15 protein-coding genes are annotated in these 19,517 nt (G+C 40.3%); 12 read left to right on the top strand and 3 right to left on the bottom strand.

Annotation, left to right across the window (positions count from 1 at the left end):
• Window positions 1-5 precede the first annotated feature (5 nt).
• The 7 genes from ACOMC3_RS16640 (at window position 6) to bioA (ending at window position 9,336) form a co-directional block, all read left to right on the top strand.
• A complete protein-coding gene (locus ACOMC3_RS16640) occupies window positions 6-3,191 on the top strand; it encodes a caspase family protein (protein WP_420317016.1) in 3,186 nt (1,061 codons plus the stop codon).
• Window positions 3,192-3,193: 2 nt separating this feature from the next.
• Entirely contained in the window at window positions 3,194-3,958 is a 765-nt protein-coding gene (locus tag ACOMC3_RS16635; protein WP_420317015.1) for a hypothetical protein, read from the top strand.
• Between the two features lie 3 nt (window positions 3,959-3,961).
• On the top strand, window positions 3,962-5,122 hold the full coding sequence (locus ACOMC3_RS16630) for a CHASE2 domain-containing protein (RefSeq protein ID WP_420317014.1): 1,161 nt from the start codon (window positions 3,962-3,964) through the stop codon (window positions 5,120-5,122).
• Window positions 5,123-5,244: 122 nt separating this feature from the next.
• Window positions 5,245-6,234, top strand: a complete 990-nt coding sequence (gene bioB, locus ACOMC3_RS16625; protein WP_420317013.1) for a biotin synthase BioB — start codon at window positions 5,245-5,247, stop codon at window positions 6,232-6,234.
• A 14-nt stretch (window positions 6,235-6,248) separates the two neighbouring features.
• Window positions 6,249-7,373, top strand: a complete 1,125-nt coding sequence (locus ACOMC3_RS16620) for an aminotransferase class I/II-fold pyridoxal phosphate-dependent enzyme (RefSeq protein ID WP_420317012.1) — start codon at window positions 6,249-6,251, stop codon at window positions 7,371-7,373.
• 36 nt (window positions 7,374-7,409) lie between these two features.
• Entirely contained in the window at window positions 7,410-8,015 is a 606-nt protein-coding gene (bioD, locus tag ACOMC3_RS16615) for a dethiobiotin synthase (RefSeq protein ID WP_420317011.1), read from the top strand.
• Window positions 7,993-9,336, top strand: a complete 1,344-nt coding sequence (bioA, locus tag ACOMC3_RS16610) for an adenosylmethionine--8-amino-7-oxononanoate transaminase (RefSeq protein ID WP_420317010.1) — start codon at window positions 7,993-7,995, stop codon at window positions 9,334-9,336. Before bioD ends, bioA begins: the two co-directional genes overlap by 23 nt.
• Here the strand turns inward: bioA and ACOMC3_RS16605 are convergent.
• Both ACOMC3_RS16605 and ACOMC3_RS16600 read right to left on the bottom strand, forming a co-directional pair.
• Complete coding sequence (locus ACOMC3_RS16605) at window positions 9,333-9,737, bottom strand: DUF3592 domain-containing protein (RefSeq protein ID WP_420317009.1); 405 nt, start codon at window positions 9,735-9,737, stop codon at window positions 9,333-9,335. The genes bioA and ACOMC3_RS16605 overlap by 4 nt on opposite strands.
• The gene (locus tag ACOMC3_RS16600) at window positions 9,737-10,837 is read right to left on the bottom strand and encodes an aminotransferase class V-fold PLP-dependent enzyme (RefSeq protein WP_420317008.1); all 1,101 of its coding nucleotides are present in this window, start codon (window positions 10,835-10,837) and stop codon (window positions 9,737-9,739) included. The genes ACOMC3_RS16605 and ACOMC3_RS16600 overlap by 1 nt, the downstream gene beginning before the upstream one ends.
• A gap of 193 nt (window positions 10,838-11,030) precedes the next feature.
• Here ACOMC3_RS16600 and ACOMC3_RS16595 point away from each other — a divergent pair, with 193 nt between their 5' ends.
• The 4 genes from ACOMC3_RS16595 to ACOMC3_RS16580 all read left to right on the top strand — a co-directional run bounded on the left by ACOMC3_RS16595 (window position 11,031) and on the right by ACOMC3_RS16580 (window position 17,611).
• Window positions 11,031-12,488 carry a hypothetical protein gene (locus tag ACOMC3_RS16595; RefSeq protein WP_420317007.1) on the top strand — a complete coding sequence of 486 codons (1,458 nt, stop codon included), beginning with the start codon at window positions 11,031-11,033 and terminating at the stop codon, window positions 12,486-12,488.
• A gap of 465 nt (window positions 12,489-12,953) precedes the next feature.
• The gene (locus ACOMC3_RS16590) at window positions 12,954-13,742 is read left to right on the top strand and encodes a prohibitin family protein (RefSeq protein ID WP_420317006.1); all 789 of its coding nucleotides are present in this window, start codon (window positions 12,954-12,956) and stop codon (window positions 13,740-13,742) included.
• A gap of 220 nt (window positions 13,743-13,962) precedes the next feature.
• Window positions 13,963-17,202: a S41 family peptidase gene (locus ACOMC3_RS16585; RefSeq protein ID WP_420317005.1), complete on the top strand. Its 3,240-nt coding sequence runs from the start codon at window positions 13,963-13,965 to the stop codon at window positions 17,200-17,202.
• Between the two features lie 79 nt (window positions 17,203-17,281).
• Window positions 17,282-17,611: a hypothetical protein gene (locus tag ACOMC3_RS16580; RefSeq protein ID WP_420317004.1), complete on the top strand. Its 330-nt coding sequence runs from the start codon at window positions 17,282-17,284 to the stop codon at window positions 17,609-17,611.
• Here the strand turns inward: ACOMC3_RS16580 and ACOMC3_RS16575 are convergent.
• Entirely contained in the window at window positions 17,608-18,825 is a 1,218-nt protein-coding gene (locus ACOMC3_RS16575; protein WP_420317003.1) for a VOC family protein, read from the bottom strand. The two genes, ACOMC3_RS16580 and ACOMC3_RS16575, sit on opposite strands and share 4 nt — an antisense overlap.
• Window positions 18,826-18,976: 151 nt before the next feature.
• Between ACOMC3_RS16575 and ACOMC3_RS16570 the strand changes: the two genes are divergently transcribed.
• On the top strand, window positions 18,977-19,330 hold the full coding sequence (locus tag ACOMC3_RS16570; protein WP_420317002.1) for a hypothetical protein: 354 nt from the start codon (window positions 18,977-18,979) through the stop codon (window positions 19,328-19,330).
• Window positions 19,331-19,517: the final 187 nt, after the last annotated feature.

The following is a 19,517-nucleotide window of genomic DNA, read 5'->3' as shown; positions in this document are numbered from 1 at the left end:
TTATCATGAGTAAGATCCTAACTCTCTTATCCGTTCTTTTAACCCTCAATGCTTTTTCACAAGGTGAGCTGATCATCCGACAAGGGCATACGGCCGGAATTAATATAGTTCAGTATTCTCCAACGGGAAAGCACGTTTATTCTGCAAGTGATGACAAATTCATCAAAATGTGGGATGTTCAAACGGGCATTGATGTAAATACTTTCAATGCACATAAAGCATCGGTCAATTCAATTCATTTATCACAAGATGGGAAACTATTAGTAAGTGCGGATCAGGCTGGAGAAGTCATACTCTGGGATGCCATTACAGGTGAAGTCAAAACCAAGATCCAGGCTCACGAGGGGTCAGCTAATACAGCTAAGCTCTCAAAGGATAATATGATGATAATTACAGGCGGAGAAGATGAAATATTGAAATTGTGGAATGCTGATGGTGATACTATCAAGACTATTAAAGGGTTTTCGGCTCCTATTATGAATCTTGCGATCTCACCATCCGGAGATCGGATAGTGACTGGAGGAGGTAAGAACAATGGAGTTGAAGTTAAGTTGGTGGATCCGGAAGGAGGAATAATTCTGGCTGATGCACTAGATAATGTAAAGGGGTCCGGTGCAGCACTGGTTTACACCAAAGCAATCATGACCGGCTTTGCAGTCGTTGGGAATGTGGCCAATGGCCGAGTTGGCAAAGAGTCAACAACGATTTTCGTCATGACCTATTCCAATATGCAGTTTACCAACGACGGTAAACGAATTCTGTTCTCGCAAAATGTTTTCGTTCCATTCCTGGCGGAAAAAGGGGATGAAGAGGAAACGGGTAGCGCAAGTGTTTCTTTAGTTGAGTTAAGTGATGATAGAAATCAGTTTGGAGAAGTCTCTAAGCCCATCCGCTGGCAGATCAATAACCCAAGAGGAGTCGCAGTTCTAAGCCAAGATCAAACTAAGGTGATCGTGAATGAAGAACGATCCATTAAGGTATACGACATTGAAAACGCAGACTTTCCTGAACCAGGAAATAAAGAGGCCATTAACTATGTTCCACCGATCGCTAAAGAAATTAAAAACATTACAAAGAATACCAATTGGTTGGCGCTATCACCAGATTACAGAACCATTGTAACCTCTGACCAAAAGAGACAACTCAAGCTTTGGGACTATGAAACCGGGCGTAAGATCAGAGACATGGAAGGGTATGTGCAGCCGGCGTTAGCAGTAGATGTGATGCCTGATGGGAAGCATATTCTAGTTGGTTCGCTGGATAGAGACATGACCATGTGGGATATCACGACCGGGACTCTGGTAAGAACGTTTGACAGATCATCAGACATCTCTCATATTGATGTTTCAGAGAACGGAAGGTACATGGCAACTGCGGCAGTCAACACCTCTTTTCTGAAAATATGGAATTTCAAGACCGGCCGTATTTATAAGACTTTAAAAGAGAAAAAAGACAACATCACCTGGGTGAAATTTGACCCCAATGACGATGATGTGATTTGGGCCCTGACCGATAAAGATGAGCTAAAAGAATGGTCAATCACTGACTACAAGAGTAAAAAATCTAAATCAAATAAGGAGTCACTCGAAGATAAATTCAATCGTGGCGATCTTTCAGTCTCCTTCAATGGATATGATATTTCCATAAAAAAAGGAAGTTCAGAAATAATTAAGGATACACAGCAAGGGTTGATAACCGATGCTGTATTTAGTATAGATTCAAAGTTTGCTATAACTACCAATGAGTCCGGTGAAATAGCACTGTACGATTTGGCCAAAAAGAAAAAAAGTGCAAGCATGGCCTTAATAGGTGAGAGTGGATTTATCACCTATACGCCTGATTACTATTATACTTCGTCTAAAAGTGCAGCCAAGGCAATCGCCTTTAAGCAAGAAAATAATGTGCTCCCTTTTGAGCAGCTAGAGCTTTGGTACAACAGACCTGACATCATTGCAAAAACGTTGGGATATGCTCCTGAAAAACTGAGCGCATCTTATGAAGCCGCATATAAGAAACGACTAAAGCGTTTAGGTTTTAGCAAAGATGATTTGTCGGCATCCGTAAATCTTCCAAAAGTCGAAGTGGATATCTTCTCTATACCACTAGAAACAGACCAGCGCGAACTGACTTTCAATGTAAAAGGAACAGATGACTTCCAGAATATTGACAGACTTCAAGTTTACATCAATGATGTTCCGGCATTTGGTTCTAGCGGGATTTCGGTTTCACCATCCTCTTCGATAACCAAAGATATTTCCGTGGAACTTGGCAAAGGACTTAATGAAATAAAAGTAACAGTCATTAATTCTCAAGGTCTGGAATCTTTACCACAGAGTTTTGAGGTACAATTGACTACTGGGTTCGATAAGCCGGACTTATACCTGGTTTCCATTGGTGTTTCTGAGTATCAGCAAACACAATACAATCTTGCATTTGCGGCCAAGGATGCAGCTGACATCATTGGTACGATGAAAGGGTCGGCAGCCTATGAAAATGTTTATGAAAAACTGGTTGTTAATCAGGAAGCCACAGATGCTAACATCAAAGCAATTAGAAGTTTTGTTGAAAAAGCAGGCGTGGATGATGTGGTCATGATATTTATCGCTGGGCACGGTGTATTGGATAAAAACTACACCTACTACTTTGCTACACACAACATGGATTTCAATGATCCTGCGAGTGGAGGCCTTTCTTATGAGGAACTGGAAGCAATCATTGATGGCATCAAATGCAGAAACAAATTGCTGATGATGGATACCTGTCATTCCGGTGAGCTGGATGAAGAAGATGTAGAGGAAGCTGAAGAATCTGTGAGCGCTGTTGGTTCGGTAGCATTTCGATCTGCTGGATCTTTAATTAAATTGAAGGAAAACAGCTTTGGACTCGAAAACACCCTTGAACTTTCAAAAACATTATTCAGCGACATGCGAAAAGGTACGGGGGCGACTGTAGTCTCAGCTGCCGGAGGAACTGAGTTTGCCGCAGAGGGAGTCAATTCAGAAAATGGTCTCTTTACCAGTTGTTTAATCAATGGATTTAAAACCAGAAGGGCCGATTTGAATAGGGATCGTGATTATACGGTCTCGGAGATCCGTGAATATGTAGGTGAGCAGGTTATCTTGATTAGCAATGGAAGGCAGGTGCCTACCTCCAGAGAAGAGAATATTAAAAACGATTTTAGAATTTATTAGTCATGAGAACGCTGTTCATCCTGTTGATATTGGTTGCTTTTGAAAGTCATTCGCAATCCTACACCGTCATTCATATCATTGGTAAAATCTACAATACCGAATCCGGAAGCTATCTAACTAAGGGTTCGAAAGTTTCTGAAAATTCCAGTTTGAAATTCGAAAGCGATGGAGCAAGAGCGGCAGTTTTGAGTTCCTCTCGGGGGAGGTTTGTTATTCAAAAAAATGCTGCTGCTTCCTCCCAAAGTGATGCATTATATGCATTGAGTTCCGTTATTAGTCCGGTAAGAGGTCGATTGAGCACACGTGCCGGAGCAATTAATAACTCACTAGATTTTCAAAAGTATTTTAATGAAGGTACAGTGGCTCTGATAGGAAATGAATATGAGGTGAAAGTTTCACCAGAAGCTTATCCTATCTCCGACTCAAAATTTTTTTATGCACAATATCAGCTTGGAGAAGAAACCATCAATAAAAAACTAAGGGGAGAAAGCGGAAAACTCAATATTAATCTGACAGATTTCTTCTCGGTCGATGGTAATCCAATAGATGCCTCTGCAATCAAAGAGGTCAAGCTTTATTATTATGACACGGAGGAGCAAAAGTCTGCTTTCATTACAGATATGAATATCAGTTACATTCCGGAAGAAGAGTTAAAAAGCTTGGTGGATCAATTTCCTGATGATAAAGAAGCGATGCTTGAGGTAATTAACTCTCTGTATGGCAAATGCACAGAAGAACAGCTAAGTAAAGCCATAGAAGATCTATAGGGTTTGAAAAAAGCAATTCTCATAGCGCTAATCATCGTCAATTCCATTACAATGATGGCGTTGACTTTTTATCTCATGAAGTTGCCCTGGCTTGCAAGCGATGAAAAATTTCTAATTTGGAGCACCACAGCACTCAATTTTTCCAATAGGGACCAACCTGATTCTGAAGAGTTCGCACTGATCAATACTTCATATGACCTGCAATTAATCGATCGGTACGACGAGTTTGGATTCCCTGTGGGCAATCAGGCAATTACTGATCGTCAGAAATTGACGCAACTACTTCAGGCCATCAATTCGGGTGAAGAAAAGCCTAAATACATCATTATTGATATCCATTTTGTTGACTCAACTTCTAGTGATGATCAGCTTGTTCAGGAATTGAGAAAGCTGGAAAATGTGATTCTATCTGCTCACATCAATGATGAAGGTGAATTGGAGAAACCAATATTTGAGGACATCAATTTTGGAATATCTGATTACCTGATAGGAAGTGCATTTGACGGAGTATATAAATATCAACTGGTCTACAATGACACACTCAAGCTTTTACCTCTTAAGGTTCATGAAGCAATTAGCGGTAAGCAAAGTGAAAAGCTTGGCCCATTTGTAAAAGTTGACTCTGAGTGGACGATGAATAATTTCATCATGAATTACCGAGTCATCCAAAAAGACATTTATGATCTCGAAGCAGGATTTAATCCCATCAGTATGGGAGAATTACTTTATTTGACTGATGAGGACATCCAAAAATTTACAGCTGATAAGATCGTAGTGATTGGAGATTTTTTTGAAAACGATATGCATGAAACAGTCTTAGAGATTACTGCTGGACCGTTAATTCTATTAAATGCATTAATGACCATTCAGCAAGGGGATACGATCGTAAACATTTGGTTTTTCCTGCTGATTATTACAGCGTATGCCTTGCTTAGTTATCTCGTTTTTGTAGAAGGAGACATGATCGAAAATTACATCAAGAAATTGCCTGGTAAGAAGCTGACTAAATACTTAGCCGGTTTTGCCAGCTATTTTATCATGTTGACAATTCTTTCTTTAATGACTTATTGGATGTTCAACATTCATCTTAACGTATTTTTCATTGCGATAGCTTTTTACTTAATGGATCGTTTTGCGGGTCTGATTTTATATAAATCTACTTAAGTAAAATAATCATGAATTCTGGTGAGACTAATTCATGACTGGCCCTGATTTCGAATATGAAATCGGGGTTTTTTATTGCCCTGCCTTGCGTATTATTGCAGCTACATACTAATCGACGATTTATGGCAGACGTAAGACACAATTGGACACTTGAAGAGATCTCAGAGATTTATCATAAACCTCTTATGGAACTTGTTTTCGATGCAGCAACAATGCATCGGAAATACCATGATCCAAAGGAGGTGCAGGTAAGTAGTTTGATTTCCATAAAAACTGGCGGGTGTCCTGAAGATTGTGCCTACTGTCCACAGGCAGCTCGCTATCATACAGACATTAAAGTCCATAAATTGATGGAAGTAGATGAGGTAAGGGCACAGGCTGAAAATGCAAAAGCTAATGGCGCCTCCAGAATGTGTTTGGGTGCAGCCTGGAGAGAAGTCAGAGACAATCGCGATTTCGATAAAGTCCTGGATATGGTGAAGACGGTGAATAGCATGGATATGGAAGTTTGCTGTACGTTGGGAATGGTAACAGAAGAGCAGGCAAAAAAATTGGCTGATGCAGGTTTGTACGCATACAATCATAACATTGATACCTCTGAAGCTTATTATGACGATATCATTTCTACCCGGGAATATGACGATCGTCTCAAGACCATTGACAATGTTCGAAAAGCAAAAATCAGTGTATGTTCTGGTGGTATCATTGGTATGGGAGAGTCTGCAGAAGACCGAATGGATATGTTGTTAACGTTGGCCAACATGGATCAGCATCCAGAATCTGTGCCGGTGAATGCACTGGTACCAATAGAAGGTACTCCATTAGCAGAGCAACCAAGAGTAGCCGCTCATGAACTGATCCGAATGATTGCAACAGCACGACTGGTTATGCCAGCATCAGTCGTTCGATTATCTGCCGGCCGTGAAGGGATGAGTCTGACGGAACAGGCCCTTTGCTTTATGGCAGGAGCCAATTCCATTTTCGCTGGTGACAAATTACTCACCACACCAAACCCGGACTTTAACGACGACAAGGAAATGTTTGACCTTTTAGGCCTGCAGCCTAGAGAAGCATTTAAGTACGAGAAGAAAGAGACAGAAGTGGAGGCATAGAAAAATTTCCCCCTTTGGAGGGGGTTAGGGGAGGAATGAATATCTACCAAAAAGCACTCGAAGAACGAAAAAAGCAACACCTGTTGCGAGCCCTTCCAATACTACCTGAAGGAATCGATTTTTATTCCAACGATTACCTTGGGTTGGCACAATCTCAGAGTTTGAGTTTAGCAATTGAGGAAGAATGTCGAAATGCACCAAAACTCAATGGGGCAACAGGATCACGCTTACTGAGTGGAAACAGTGAATATGCCGAGCAAGTTGAAAAGGAGATAGCTGAATTTCACAAGGCAGAAAGTGCATTGATCTATGCATCTGGCTATATGGCAAATGTTGGATTGATTTCCAGCCTGGCAGTAAAAGACACCACTTTGATCTGTGATGAACTCATACATGCCAGCCTCATTGATGGTGTCCGGTTAGGACATGCTAAAAAGCTAAGGTTTAAACACAATAACCTGCAAGATTTAGAAGAGAGATTAGAAAAAACTGGCGGTCAAAAAATTGTACTTGTTGAATCCGTTTATAGCATGGATGGGGACACTTGCCCCATTAAAGGGATATCGGACTTATGTAAAAAACAGGATGCACTCCTGATTGTGGATGAAGCTCATGCGGTTGGCATTTATGGTGAGGTTGGTGAAGGGTTGGTTCAAAGCCTTGGATTGGAAAATCAGGTTTTTGCCCGAATATTTACCTACGGTAAAGCCCCGGGTATCCATGGAGGTGCGGTTGTGGGTCCATCCTGGCTGAAAGAATATCAAGTCAATTTTTCAAGATCTATGATATTTTCAACGGCACCATCCAATCATCATTTTGCAAGCATTGCTGCCATGTACAAGTATCTTTCGAAATGTGGTGCGGACCGAAATCAACTGAAAGAAATTATCCAATATTTCAAGAAAAATAGAAATCCATCGAATGGACAATGGCTCGATTCTGGCACTCAAATTCAATCCCTGATAGTACCGGGAAATAAAGAAGTAGTTCAAACTGCTGAGAAGTTGAAAGATGCAGGAATTAACGCCCTCCCAATCAGAAGGCCAAGTGTAGCTGAAGGATCAGAACGCATTCGCTTCTGTCTTCATTCTTACAATACCAAAGAGGAAATAGATTTGCTATTCGAAACACTAAAATGAACATTTCCCCTTTTGGAGGGGGGTTAGGGGGAGGATATGAACCAAAAAATCATCATCTCAGGCATAGGCACAGATACTGGAAAAACAGTGGTATCAGCAATTCTATGCAAGGCGCTCAAAGCGGACTATTGGAAGCCCATTCAAGCAGGAGATCTCGAAAATACCGACTCGCATAAGGTGCATCGATGGTCACCGGAGACAACCATTTACCCCGAAGCTTATCGTCTTTCAGAGCCCATGTCGCCACATGCTGCAGCGGCTATCGACAGCATCTTAATTGAAGAATCTCAACTCCAAATACCAAAAACAGACAACAACCTAATCATCGAATTGGCTGGAGGTTTAATGGTGCCAATGAGAGAGGATTATCTGAATATTGATTGGGTAGCCTCCACAGGATTACCAGTGATCCTTGTTTCAAATTATTACCTGGGAAGTATCAATCACACACTTCTATCACTAAATGCGCTAAAGAACAGCAATATCCCTTTGCTGGGAATTATCTTCAACGGTGATAAAAACCCATCTACTTTTGAGGTAATTATGAAATGGTCTAATGCCAAGTGTCTGCTGGAGATTGAAAAAGAAGAAGAAATCAACGAAGAAATCGTAAATAAGTATGCAAAACAACTCACCATCTAATCCAAGCAATTTCCCTCTTTGGAGGGGGTCAGGGGGAGGATACGAAGAAGACCTATCCTTCGACCAAACCAACATTTGGCATCCGTATACCTCTCTGACCAAGCCACTACCAACTTATCCGGTAGTATCAGCAGAGGGTGTCAGGTTGAAACTTGCTGACGGCAGAGAACTCATTGATGGTATGTCCAGTTGGTGGACAGCCATTCATGGTTATAATGTACCTGAGCTAAACCAAGCAGCTCAAGATCAACTGGGAAAAATGGCTCACGTGATGTTTGGTGGCATCACACATGAACCTGCCATTAAACTTTGTCAAAAGTTGGTTGAAATTACACCAGAGGGATTAGAAAAAGTATTTCTAGCGGATTCCGGATCCGTTGCTGTAGAGGTTGCTATGAAAATGGCCATTCAGTATCAGCATGCAAAAGGCCAATCTCAGAAAAGCAAATTCATGACTATCCGTAATGGGTATCATGGCGATACAACAGGTGCCATGTCTGTTAGTGATCCTGAAGGCGGTATGCATCATTTGTTTGCCGAATTTCTTCCCAAACATTTCTTCGTTGATCAGCCTAAAAATAGGTTTGATGAAACCTATGAAGAGGAAGAATTGGCAAAGCTTGATCAGTTTTTTAGACTTAATAGCGATAAATGCGCTGCATTTATTCTGGAGCCTATCGTACAGGGTGCCGGCGGAATGTGGTTTTACTCTCCTGACTATTTAAGAAAGATTCGGGAACTCTGTGATGATTATGAAATACTTCTGATTGCAGATGAAATAGCTACAGGCTTTGGAAGAACAGGAAAACTATTTGCGTGTGAACATGCTAACGTAACTCCTGATATTATGTGTGTGGGAAAAGCCCTTACTGGTGGATATATGACCTTAGCCGCAACTATTACCACCCAACATGTCTCCGAAACAATCTGCAATGGAGAAGCTGGAGTCTTCATGCATGGACCCACCTTCATGGGTAATCCGCTGGCCTGTTCCATTGCAATCAAAAGCCTGGAATTGCTGCTCAATAGTAATTGGCAGAACAAGATAAAAGGCATAGAAAGGCAATTGATTAAAGAACTAATCCCACTTGCTAATGCATTGATAGTTGAAGACGTTCGAGTAATTGGAGCTATCGGTGTGGTAGAAATGAAAGATCCCGTTGATGTTCCAAAAGCGCAGAAATTCTTCGTAGACAAGGGAGTTTGGATCCGACCGTTTAGGAACCTAATCTATATTATGCCTCCATATGTGATTGATGAGACGGATTTGTCTAAGCTGACACAAGTAATAATTGAATATGTAAGCGAATCGAACACCTAAATGAATTCTAAATAATACATTAAGCTTAGAATTAATCCAATAAGTCCACTTGTGACTAGAATTCTTGGTAAAAATTCCAGCATAAAGGAATTGTCAATTTGTAAGTATTCAGGATTGTCAGGATCGTATATAATTTTAATTTTTGAACCTTCTTCTAAAGGCGGATTATAGCCAATTTCTAATTTCTTAGTAATCCATTCCTTTTCCTCAGTAAGGAATCGAACAACTGGAAAGTATAGTCCTATCTTATTATTTGTTGGATGATATTGATGTCTATTTGCGTAAACTAGAGCATCTACTTTTTTACCATTTAAAATGAGATGATTTCCCTTTCTCCACCAATACACTCCGAGAATAATTGTGCCCCCAGAAATCAAAGAAATAATAATCTCGGTTGACATCAAACAAATTTTTTTAAGGTTTCTAACATTAACTCAACCTCATTATCAGTATTCATCGGACCCACACTAAATCTTAGTGTACCTGTTTGAGCTGTGCCTAGTGCTTCATGCGCTAGCGACGCACATTGAAAGCCCAGACTACCGATGATTTTGTTTTCCTTTCTCAGTTTTTCTTTGATTTCTTGAAGTGGAATAGATAAGCTTTTAATTGACACGGCTCCCGTAAATCGATGATAGTCTTGATTGCCTACAATGTCAATTCCATCAATTTCGGAAAGGTCATTTCTCATTTTATTAACCAACTTATTTCTATGGCTAAGCAACTCATCCCAACCTTTTGCTTCCAACCATTTAATCCCGGCCGTTAACCCGGCAATCGTCATCATGGGAGCTGAGCCGATATCACAATAACTAGGAAAAGCCGATGGCTTCTTCTCTCCCGGAACAAGCTCACAGGCTGCACTTGGACATGTCATTGATACTCGTTCTGACAGGTATAATCCTCCAATCCCCTGAGTACCAAATGGGCCTTTATGACCTGCAAACACGAAGATATCCGGATCAAGTTCAGAAATATTAATTGGAATAATCCCTGCTGTTTGTGCGCCATCAAGTAAGCATATCACACCATTTTCTTTGCATAATCGAATAACTGCTTCAAAAGGGAGAATCTCACCGCTCACATTGCTCGCCATCGAAATGGCTACCATTCGTGCTCCTTTTTTCAATTCACTTTCAAAAACATTAAGATCAAATGGCCCATCCTCAGCTCTAGGGATGATCACTCCCTCAACACCTTGCTCATTCTGAAGTTTATAATACCACCTTGATAATGCATGATGCTCCATTGTGCTAATGATCAAACGATCTCCGGCTTTCCATTCAAAGTCGCTAAATGCAGTGGCAAGTGCTTGCGTGCAACTTTGAGCAAATAGAAATCGATCAGGATTTGTAATCCCAAAAAAGGATGTGACTGTTTGGATCCCTTCCTCAAAAACTTCTAACCATCGATCAGGCGGTAATTGGTTAAATCGAGCAATTGCTTCTGTAACGGATACTGGCTTTGGCCAGGTGGTACCGGCATTGTTGAGGTAAATCATAAAAACAAGTTTTCATCAAAGATATGGGTCAATCAATATAGCATTATTGAAAGATTCTCTCATATTGAATCAGTTATTCATTATTTATTGACCGTACCCTATTTGCTTTAAAATGTTAACAGAACTTATCAAGCATTGATGTATTTTGTTTCTAAATTTAATTGATGTGATAGGTAGGCGAAACATATCGTTATTGTTCCTACTCTTATTTCATTGCCTTGCTGCTCAACTACCTAACAAGGCTTTTGATGAAAAAATTGTAGATGCTATTCTTTTTGAAGATCCAATAAGAGTGGGGCTTCCTGAGAATGCAATAGAAAGGAACCTAATTTTATCAATTACCACAAGAAATTCCTCTCCAGAAGCATCGGCCGAAAATCTAATTGCAGCCAAAGAAGAGATACTTATTAGAAAACAAGTCAATTACTATCCAATCCTTTATCTGGCAGAGGGTTATTTCTACATGTTTGAAGATGTAGAAGCGGCAGAAAGCCAATTTATAAAGGCTGTGGAGGGTTTTGAAAAGCAAAATAATCAAGCAATGAGTTTTTTGACTCAATACTTTTTAGTCAGAACTTTGGCAATTGCTGATCAATGGAATGCAGCACATGAAGCCTATCTTAATTATCAGAAATCATTAAAAAGCGGGTTTGAGAGAAATACGCCCATAAGCGAAAAGATAGATTTACTTGGAAAAAACCTATTTGGAAGTATCCTTACAGCAGCTTGTAATTTGGATTCAACCAGAATCCCACAAACAGAAATCTTTCTGAATGAAGTAATTGAGGAATCAAAAGTTTATGATGTAGATGGTGTTTTATACAATGCCATTGGAAACTTAGCATTCATTTATTTCCTCAAAAATGACTATGAAAAAATGATACCATTAGCACTTCAGGATCTAAGTTATTCAAAGGAAAGTGGAAGAATTGAAAGTGCTTGTGGGCTACATATTACTCTTAGTTCTGCATATTCTGCTATCGGAGACATTGAAAATGCCAAGTATCATTTTCATGAAGCAGAAAAATTTATAAAGCAGGTTGATGGACTCTTTACTATTCAGGAATTTATAAAAAATGCCAAGAGGTTTTACGACCCTAAGGATTCAGATAAGCTATTTGAATTGTTAGATTTTACGCAAAGCCTATTAATAGCAAGATCTAATGCTTCGCCTGCAGTCAATTATGAATATCTGCAGGCGGAAAATAAACTTCAGGAAGCCGAGAACCAGATCGAATTCCTTATTGAAAGAAATAAACTTACCTCACGAAACAATCTCCTTTTAGGACTGCTTCTATTGGCCGTTTTACTACTGCTATTCTTCCTCTATCGACTCTTTCGAAACCAGAGAAAATTTAGAAGAGAGCTTGAAATAATCAATCAGAATCTAGAAAATGAGGTTCAGAAAAGAACCAAAAAAGTTTATGAACAAAATCAAAAAATAAGGCAATTCTCTTATAGCAATTCACATCTTACTAGAGCTCCTGTAGCGCGACTCATTGGATTAGCTGATTTGCTTGCTGATGACCCTGAAACAAATAAGGAGCTTCTTAAAGAAATTAAACTATCTACCATTGAAGTAGATAAAATCATACGCGAAATCAATGAAATGCTATCTGATGATACAACTGCTCCAATCATTAAAGATTAAGTGGTATCTGTCATACTCCAATAGGTCATTCATAAAGGAGATCTTATTTTTTTGGAGTGGTTTTTGCTATTAAGTTGTGTACCAACTTACAAGATCTTGATTAAATCAATACTCAAACGGCTTATTCAGCTACTCTTTTTGCTGATTATTTCCTATGCAGGAAGTTTTATCGTCGTTGAGGAAGGGTCTGAGAAAACTGAAAAGACCGAAAGATCTGAAGAGGCACTTCATTATCATTTCCACTCCAAAAGATATGGCCGGATTGTTAAACTGAATACTAAAAAACAATCATCTCAGGAATTAACAGCTACTGAACATTTTAATACTATTTCCATAGAAGGTGGGCAACACCCCTTCAATATTGACCATATGTATTTTACTAGTCACTTAAAACAGAGATTTAGACATAAGACTAACCACTTATAGCTATTACAAAATCAGTTTTAATACTCTAAATACAATCAAATGAAAACGTTAAAATATATTTTAGTGAGCACATCAATTGTGCTCATGATGAGCGCTTGTGCCATTGTAAGACAAGGTGAAGTAGGTGTAAAAAGGAAGATGGGTAAGCTTAGCTCAAAAACCATTGAGTCAGGTTCACAAGTTTACAACCCATTTACTTCAATCATTATTAAGCTTCCGATACGCACAGTTAATGTGGAGATTCTAAGTAATCTTCCCTCCAAGGAAGGACTCAACGTCCAGTCGATTATTTCGATTTTGTACCACATAAGAAAAGAAGAAGCATCGAACATTATTGAAAATATCGGCACCAACTATGAAGAGGTAGTAATTAAAAGTGTTTTCAGATCTGCATCGGCAGATGTATGTTCTCGCTTTTTTGCTAAGGATATGCATACTGTAAAACGCGCTGAGATTGAAGAAGAAATCAAAATCCGGATGCAGGAGTTGCTGTCTGAACGTGGTTTTGAAATAGAAGCTGTTTTGCTAAAAACCATTCAGCTTCCTCCTGGCTTGTATATGGCTGTGGAAGATAAGCTCGAAGCAGAACAAGAAGCTCAGCGTATGGAGTTTGTGCTTCAAAGAGAACGACTAGAGGCTCAGAGAAGAAAAGTTGAGGCAGAGGGTATTCGTGATGCTCAAAAAATACTTCAAGAAGGGATTAGTCCACAGATTATTCAGTGGCAAAGCATTGAGGCTTTTAAGCAGCTGGCAAATTCTCCTGGTACTCGAGTGATTATCACCGACGGGAAAACTCCTTTTTTAATTCAGCCAGATAGCGGAAATTAGCATACACTCACTATCGAGAAAAGCCGGAACTTCCGGCTTTTTTATTTTTCCAGTAATTCTTCGTCAAATAGGCATGAGCCTTCCCAATCACATCGAAAGACCATTGCAATCCAACACCAATAGAAATTGAGCGACAGTATTAATTTGAACTCCCATCAAATTCTGATTGGTTACCTATTTGGATTTGGCTAACTTGAGATAACACTAACCGATTCAAGTCATGCAAAGAAATCTCACCTTATGCCTCTTGGGAGGACTTATTTCATTTTCAATTTTCGCACAAGGCACACAATTACTTCGGCAACCAACTATATCCTCAACAGATATTGTTTTTGTCTATGCCAACGACTTATGGAAAGTCAGTCGGAATGGAGGAGATGCTGTAAGAATGACTACCAATGAAGGGTATGAATCCATGCCGCATTTTTCTCCTGATGAGAAGTGGATAGCATTTTCAGCACAGTATGAAGGAAATACCGATGTGTATGTGATGCCAGCTAAGGGAGGATCTCCGAAGAGAATGAGCTACCATCCTGGTGCTGACATTGTGCAAGGCTGGACTCCTGATGGCAAAGTAATTTTCCGTTCAACAAGAGCCGCATATCCAACCCGACTTAATCGGTGGTATACCATCGGAATGGAAGGAGGATTGCCTAATCTTTTTGAGATTCCTCGCATCGCAAGCGGCGAACTTTCACCTGATGGTAAGTATGTTGCGTATGAGCCAATTACCTATTGGGATCCGGAGTGGAGAAATTATCGAGGAGGTCAGGCACAGCCCATTTGGATTGTAAATATGGAATCCAAAGATTTAATAAGAACGCCACGTACAGACAATGAAAGACACCTCAATCCTGTCTGGTTTGACGGTAAGGTTTATTACTTATCAGAAAGGGATTTCTTAAGTAATATTTGGTCTTTTGATCCAGTATCGAAAGAAGAAAAACAAGTTACTTTTCACAAAAAATTTGATATCAAGTCACTGGATGCAACAAGTGATGCCATTGTTTATGAAATGGGTGGATACCTCCATCTGCTCAATCCAAATTCAGGAATTTCTGAGCAATTGGTCATCAATGTTTCCGGTGACATGAATTTTGCTCGCCCACGGTGGGATGACGTTAGTGGTCGTGACTTATCAAATCCGAATATCTCACCGAATGGTAAGCGAGCGATTTTTGAATACCGAGGAGAAATTTTCACTTTCCCGAAGGAAGAAGGTAGCTGGAGAAACATTACCAATACACCAGGTATTGCAGATCGATCACCTATTTGGTCACCCAAGGGGGTTCAGGTAGCCTGGTTTTCTGATAGAAGTGGAGAATACCAACTTGTTGTGGCCGATCAGTATGGTGGCAATCAAAAAACATATTCACTAGAAAACCCAACCTTCTACTTCCAACCAGATTGGTCGCCAGATGGAAAGCGTATTGCTTATACAGACACAGATTATAACATTTGGTCCATCGAACTTTCGTCAGGAAAAGTGACAAAGATCGATACTGATCGATATGCACATCCTAATCGGGCAATGAATCCTGTGTGGTCACCAGATAGCAAGTGGATTACTTATGCCAAGCAATTAGAAAGTCACTTCAAAGCGGTTTTTGCTCATAATGTAGAAACCGGAGAAAAAGTACAGCTAACAGATGGCATGGCAGATGCGATTACTCCGGTTTGGGATCAGAATGGAAAATATCTCTACTTCCTGGCCAGTACCAATTATGGTTTGAACTCTGGCTGGCTGGATATGAGTTCATACGATCCTCAGGTAACAAGGAGCTTGTACTGTCTAATCCTTTCAAAAGACACCCCTTCACCCACCATCGTGAAAAGTGATGAGGAGGAAAGCGAAAAAGCAGATGATGACAAGAAAGACAAGGAGGAAGATAAAGATGAATCGAAAAGTGTTGCTATTGATCAGGATGGACTATCTGATCGAATCATTGTTCTGGATATGCCAAACAGGAACTATGTTGGTTTGGTGGCGGGCAAGGAAAATTCGGTTCTTGTAGCTGAGGCAATCCCTAATGAATCTGGTCTGAAGGTGCACAAATTTGATTTGGATAAAATGGAGGCTTCAGAGTTCGGCACTGAAGTCAATGAAGCAGTGAGTTCTTCTAATGGACAATACGTCCTGCACAGGTCTGGAGGAAGCTGGTCCATTTCGGAAGCTGGCGGAAAAGCTTCCGGTGATGACAAAATCAGCACAAGTGCAAAAATTAAAATTGACCCTCAGGCTGAATACAAGCAAATATTTAGGGAAGGTTGGAGATACATGAGGGATTTCCTTTATGTAGATAATGTACACGGAGCTCCATGGGATCTGGTCTATGAATGGTACGCACCTTGGATCAAAGACGTCCGTCATAGAACAGATCTTAATTACATGGTTGATATTTTAAGCGGAGAAGTTGCTGTTGGTCATAGTTATGTCTCCGGTGGAGACATGCCAGATATCGATAGAGTTCCTGTTGGTTTGCTGGGTTGTGATTTTAGTCTGGAAAATGGCTTTTACAGAATCAAAACAATTTATGACGGTGAAAGCTGGAACCCTAACCTTTCAGGTCCATTATCTACTCCCGGCCTTAATGTCAGTGAAGGAGATTACATCACGGCTGTAAATGGGCAGGCATTAACTAGTTCGACTAATATTTATCAATTGCTGGAACAAACTGCTGGAAGAACTACACGATTGACTGTTAATTCTCAACCGGCAGCTGGAGGAAGTGATGTTTTTGTGGAGCCAATCCAAAACGAATATCAGCTGCGAACAGCAGATTGGATAGAAGGGAATCGTAAGAAGGTTTCTGATATGTCCAATGGTAAGCTGGCATACGTGTACATTCCCAATACGGGTGGAGGTGGATTCACCAATTTTAATCGATACTATTTTTCCCAGCAGGATAAGAAAGGAGTTATCCTGGACGAACGAAACAATGGAGGAGGTTCTGCAGCAGATTACATGATCGATGTGATGGCTCGTGAACTCTTCGGCTACTTCAATAGTAAAACCAATGACAATCGACCATGGACTACACCGATGGCTGGCATTTGGGGACCAAAAGTGATGATCATCAATGAGCGGGCGGGCTCTGGCGGTGACCTGCTCCCGTACATGTTTAAAGCGAAAAACCTGGGCCCATTGGTAGGCACACTTACCTGGGGAGGTCTGGTGGGCACCTGGGATACGCCACGATTCATAGATGGAGGACGGATGGTCGCACCACGTGGTGGATTCTATGATAATGATGGAAACTGGGCAGTTGAGGGAGAAGGGGTTGCTCCGGACATTGAAGTGATTCAAACACCGAAAGAACTAATGGCAGGAAAAGACCCTCAATTGGAAAGAGCGGTCGAAGAAGCTATGAAATTATTGGAGACTCAAGAATTTCAGATGAAACCAGAACCTCCAGCACCTGTTCGCTGGAAGCGTCCAGATGGTTGGGATAAAGATTAAAAGACTAAAAAGCTCCGAAAGGAGCTTTTGCTTTTCTTCCACAGTTTGCGATATTGTCAACTAAAATACTTGACCGCTTATGCCAAAACTGAAACTTGTTTCAATCACCTGCATGCAGACCGATGAATCTGATAAAGATGAAATCTATTTGAAAGTTGGAGAAAAGAAAATTTGGCCCGTCAAATCAAAATTTTATCCGATTGATACAGATGAGGAGGCCGCTATCAATTTGGGCTTCAATGTCAAAGCTGGAAAAGTATGCATTGACCTCTGGGAACTAGATTTCATTAGTAGTAACGAAATTTTAGGTTCATTCATTTTTGAGATCGATCAATCCGGGAGCTATTCAGAAATGATGAGTAACCTGAAAGGAGAGGCATCTTATATCCTGAATTATGATGTTCTTTAACGTAATAGATATAGATATTTCTCTGGTCCCATAAGCGCTTTTTTCTCACCATTCCAAACACTTGTCTGTTGAAAATATACGTGTGAAGACTTTCGATCGCTTAGACTCCACTCGATTTCCACAGCTTTTTGATCAGCATAATCCATCATGCCTCTACGCTCATCCACCAATCCGATGAATCCTGTTGGTGAGGTTCTATAAATCTTAGTCCATCCCTGATCTGCAACTAGCTGAAATCCTAAAACCTCCTCATAGAATTTTTGCATCTTCAACAGATCATGGTGATAGGTCCAGGTGATAGAACCGTAAAAATTTAAGTCTTCGATGCTAGTGGTGATGCGTGGAGCCTTCTCGAGGTAAGCCATGAATAGTTCATTTTCAGGATGTTGCTTGAATTCTTCAAATTCCAATAAATAACCGCCTGGATCGATCGCTACAAATCCATCATGCGGACCACCTTCACGGGGTTTGTACGTATATTTTATTGGAACTTCTTGGGCTTGAACATGATCATACCACAAGGGTAATTGATCCGTCAAGAAAGCTATTGCTGTAGATTTTGCCTGATCAGATGTATGTTCATCATCGAAAGCATTGATTTGTAACTGTGCCTCTTCGCTAATAATGAATCGATTCGAATCTGTTGTCTTTAAACCAAGCACTTCTCGATAAAATCTTTTCGCTTCTTCAGCATTTTCATAATAAAGGTGAGTGATCTGCCGCTCCACACCGAAACTATCCAATGTTCGAAAATCTGTATTCTTCATCAGTAGTTCGTTGATTCCTTGAGGACTATACCCCAAAAGCCGACCAAACCTTCTTGCAGCTTCCATTGGCTCAATTTTGTCAAGGTCTGTTTTGAGTTGCTCATATTGCTTCAGACGAGGTTCTCGATAAATGGCCACAACTTCTTTTCCTACAGTCACCTTTGCCGAAAAGAGCTGTGTGACTGGAAAGTTGGTTTCTCGGTAAATCGAGACATTCCATTTTTCAGCAATCTCTTCAAATGCATCCCAACGCTCATCCATTTCTTCAGTTGAGATAGGCTCAGATAAAGCAATGGGTTTGGCATCATTGGCTACCATTTCGCAGTAGGTATTGAAAGCAATAAGTGTTGCATTTTCCTTTGTGCTGCATGATATGGAAAATGCTAGTAGGCAAAGAGTCAAGACAGTATTCCGCATACCAGTAAATATAAACCACGGTGCTTCCATTGAGGAATTTATAGATCAAAAGACATTCCTCATGTAAAAGAAATTACTGACCTTAGAAGAATGTTGCTTACGAACAAATATTAATAAGGGCCAAACCTTATCTTAATCTTCGAAAGAAATATTTGCAATGAATAAAATATGTATTGTGCTCATGGCAGCTTTCATTTTCAGCTGTACTAAAAAACTTGAAAAGGAATCAAATCTCCCGGATCCACTAGAAGCAGGCTGGAATAACCAAGCAGTATGTGAGGTAATTGAGGATAACGAAAAGGTGAGAGTACTTCAATGCGTTTTTCCGCCTGGTGTGGGCCATGAGCGACATTACCATGATGCTCATTTTGGATATACATTGGTTGGAAGCACATTCAGAATAAAGGATACCACAGGAATTAGGGAAGTAAACGTACCCACCGGCTACTCCTTTTACAATGAGAAGATTGAGTGGCACGAGGTGTTAAATATTGGAGCAGACACTGCCGTCTTTTTGATTATGGAGCCGAAGTAGTTGGTTCTTATATTTTTAGTTTGCTTTGATTTCGTGGTTATTGAAATTGAATGTGGGGCCACTCCAACCTAAAAGTCCATTCACAACCACCCATGCCTGGAGAGTTGGCATTGCCGGCGCGTGCCTTGATTTTTTCTTCCTTTTGTAGACAAAAGGAAATCAAAGATTCACGGGAGGATAGTGGGGT

This window comes from Ekhidna sp., from assembly GCF_965212185.1.
Taxonomy (GTDB): Bacteria; Bacteroidota; Bacteroidia; order Cytophagales; family Cyclobacteriaceae; genus Ekhidna.
This window is presented reverse-complemented; position numbering and strand designations above follow the sequence as displayed.

What these genes read in the sequence shown, in the direction of transcription:
- ACOMC3_RS16640 (WP_420317016.1), top strand. Translation starts at nt 6, where the DNA reads ATGAGTAAGATCCTAACTCTCTTATCCGTTCTTTTAACCCTCAATGCT.
- ACOMC3_RS16635 (WP_420317015.1), top strand. Translation starts at nt 3,194, where the DNA reads ATGAGAACGCTGTTCATCCTGTTGATATTGGTTGCTTTTGAAAGTCAT.
- bioB (WP_420317013.1), top strand. Translation starts at nt 5,245, where the DNA reads ATGGCAGACGTAAGACACAATTGGACACTTGAAGAGATCTCAGAGATT.
- bioD (WP_420317011.1), top strand. Translation starts at nt 7,410, where the DNA reads ATGAACCAAAAAATCATCATCTCAGGCATAGGCACAGATACTGGAAAA.
- bioA (WP_420317010.1), top strand. Translation starts at nt 7,993, where the DNA reads ATGCAAAACAACTCACCATCTAATCCAAGCAATTTCCCTCTTTGGAGG.
- ACOMC3_RS16605 (WP_420317009.1), bottom strand. Translation starts at nt 9,737, where the DNA reads ATGTCAACCGAGATTATTATTTCTTTGATTTCTGGGGGCACAATTATT.
- ACOMC3_RS16600 (WP_420317008.1), bottom strand. Translation starts at nt 10,837, where the DNA reads ATGATTTACCTCAACAATGCCGGTACCACCTGGCCAAAGCCAGTATCC.
- ACOMC3_RS16590 (WP_420317006.1), top strand. Translation starts at nt 12,954, where the DNA reads ATGAAAACGTTAAAATATATTTTAGTGAGCACATCAATTGTGCTCATG.
- ACOMC3_RS16585 (WP_420317005.1), top strand. Translation starts at nt 13,963, where the DNA reads ATGCAAAGAAATCTCACCTTATGCCTCTTGGGAGGACTTATTTCATTT.
- ACOMC3_RS16580 (WP_420317004.1), top strand. Translation starts at nt 17,282, where the DNA reads ATGCCAAAACTGAAACTTGTTTCAATCACCTGCATGCAGACCGATGAA.
- ACOMC3_RS16575 (WP_420317003.1), bottom strand. Translation starts at nt 18,825, where the DNA reads ATGGAAGCACCGTGGTTTATATTTACTGGTATGCGGAATACTGTCTTG.
- ACOMC3_RS16570 (WP_420317002.1), top strand. Translation starts at nt 18,977, where the DNA reads ATGGCAGCTTTCATTTTCAGCTGTACTAAAAAACTTGAAAAGGAATCA.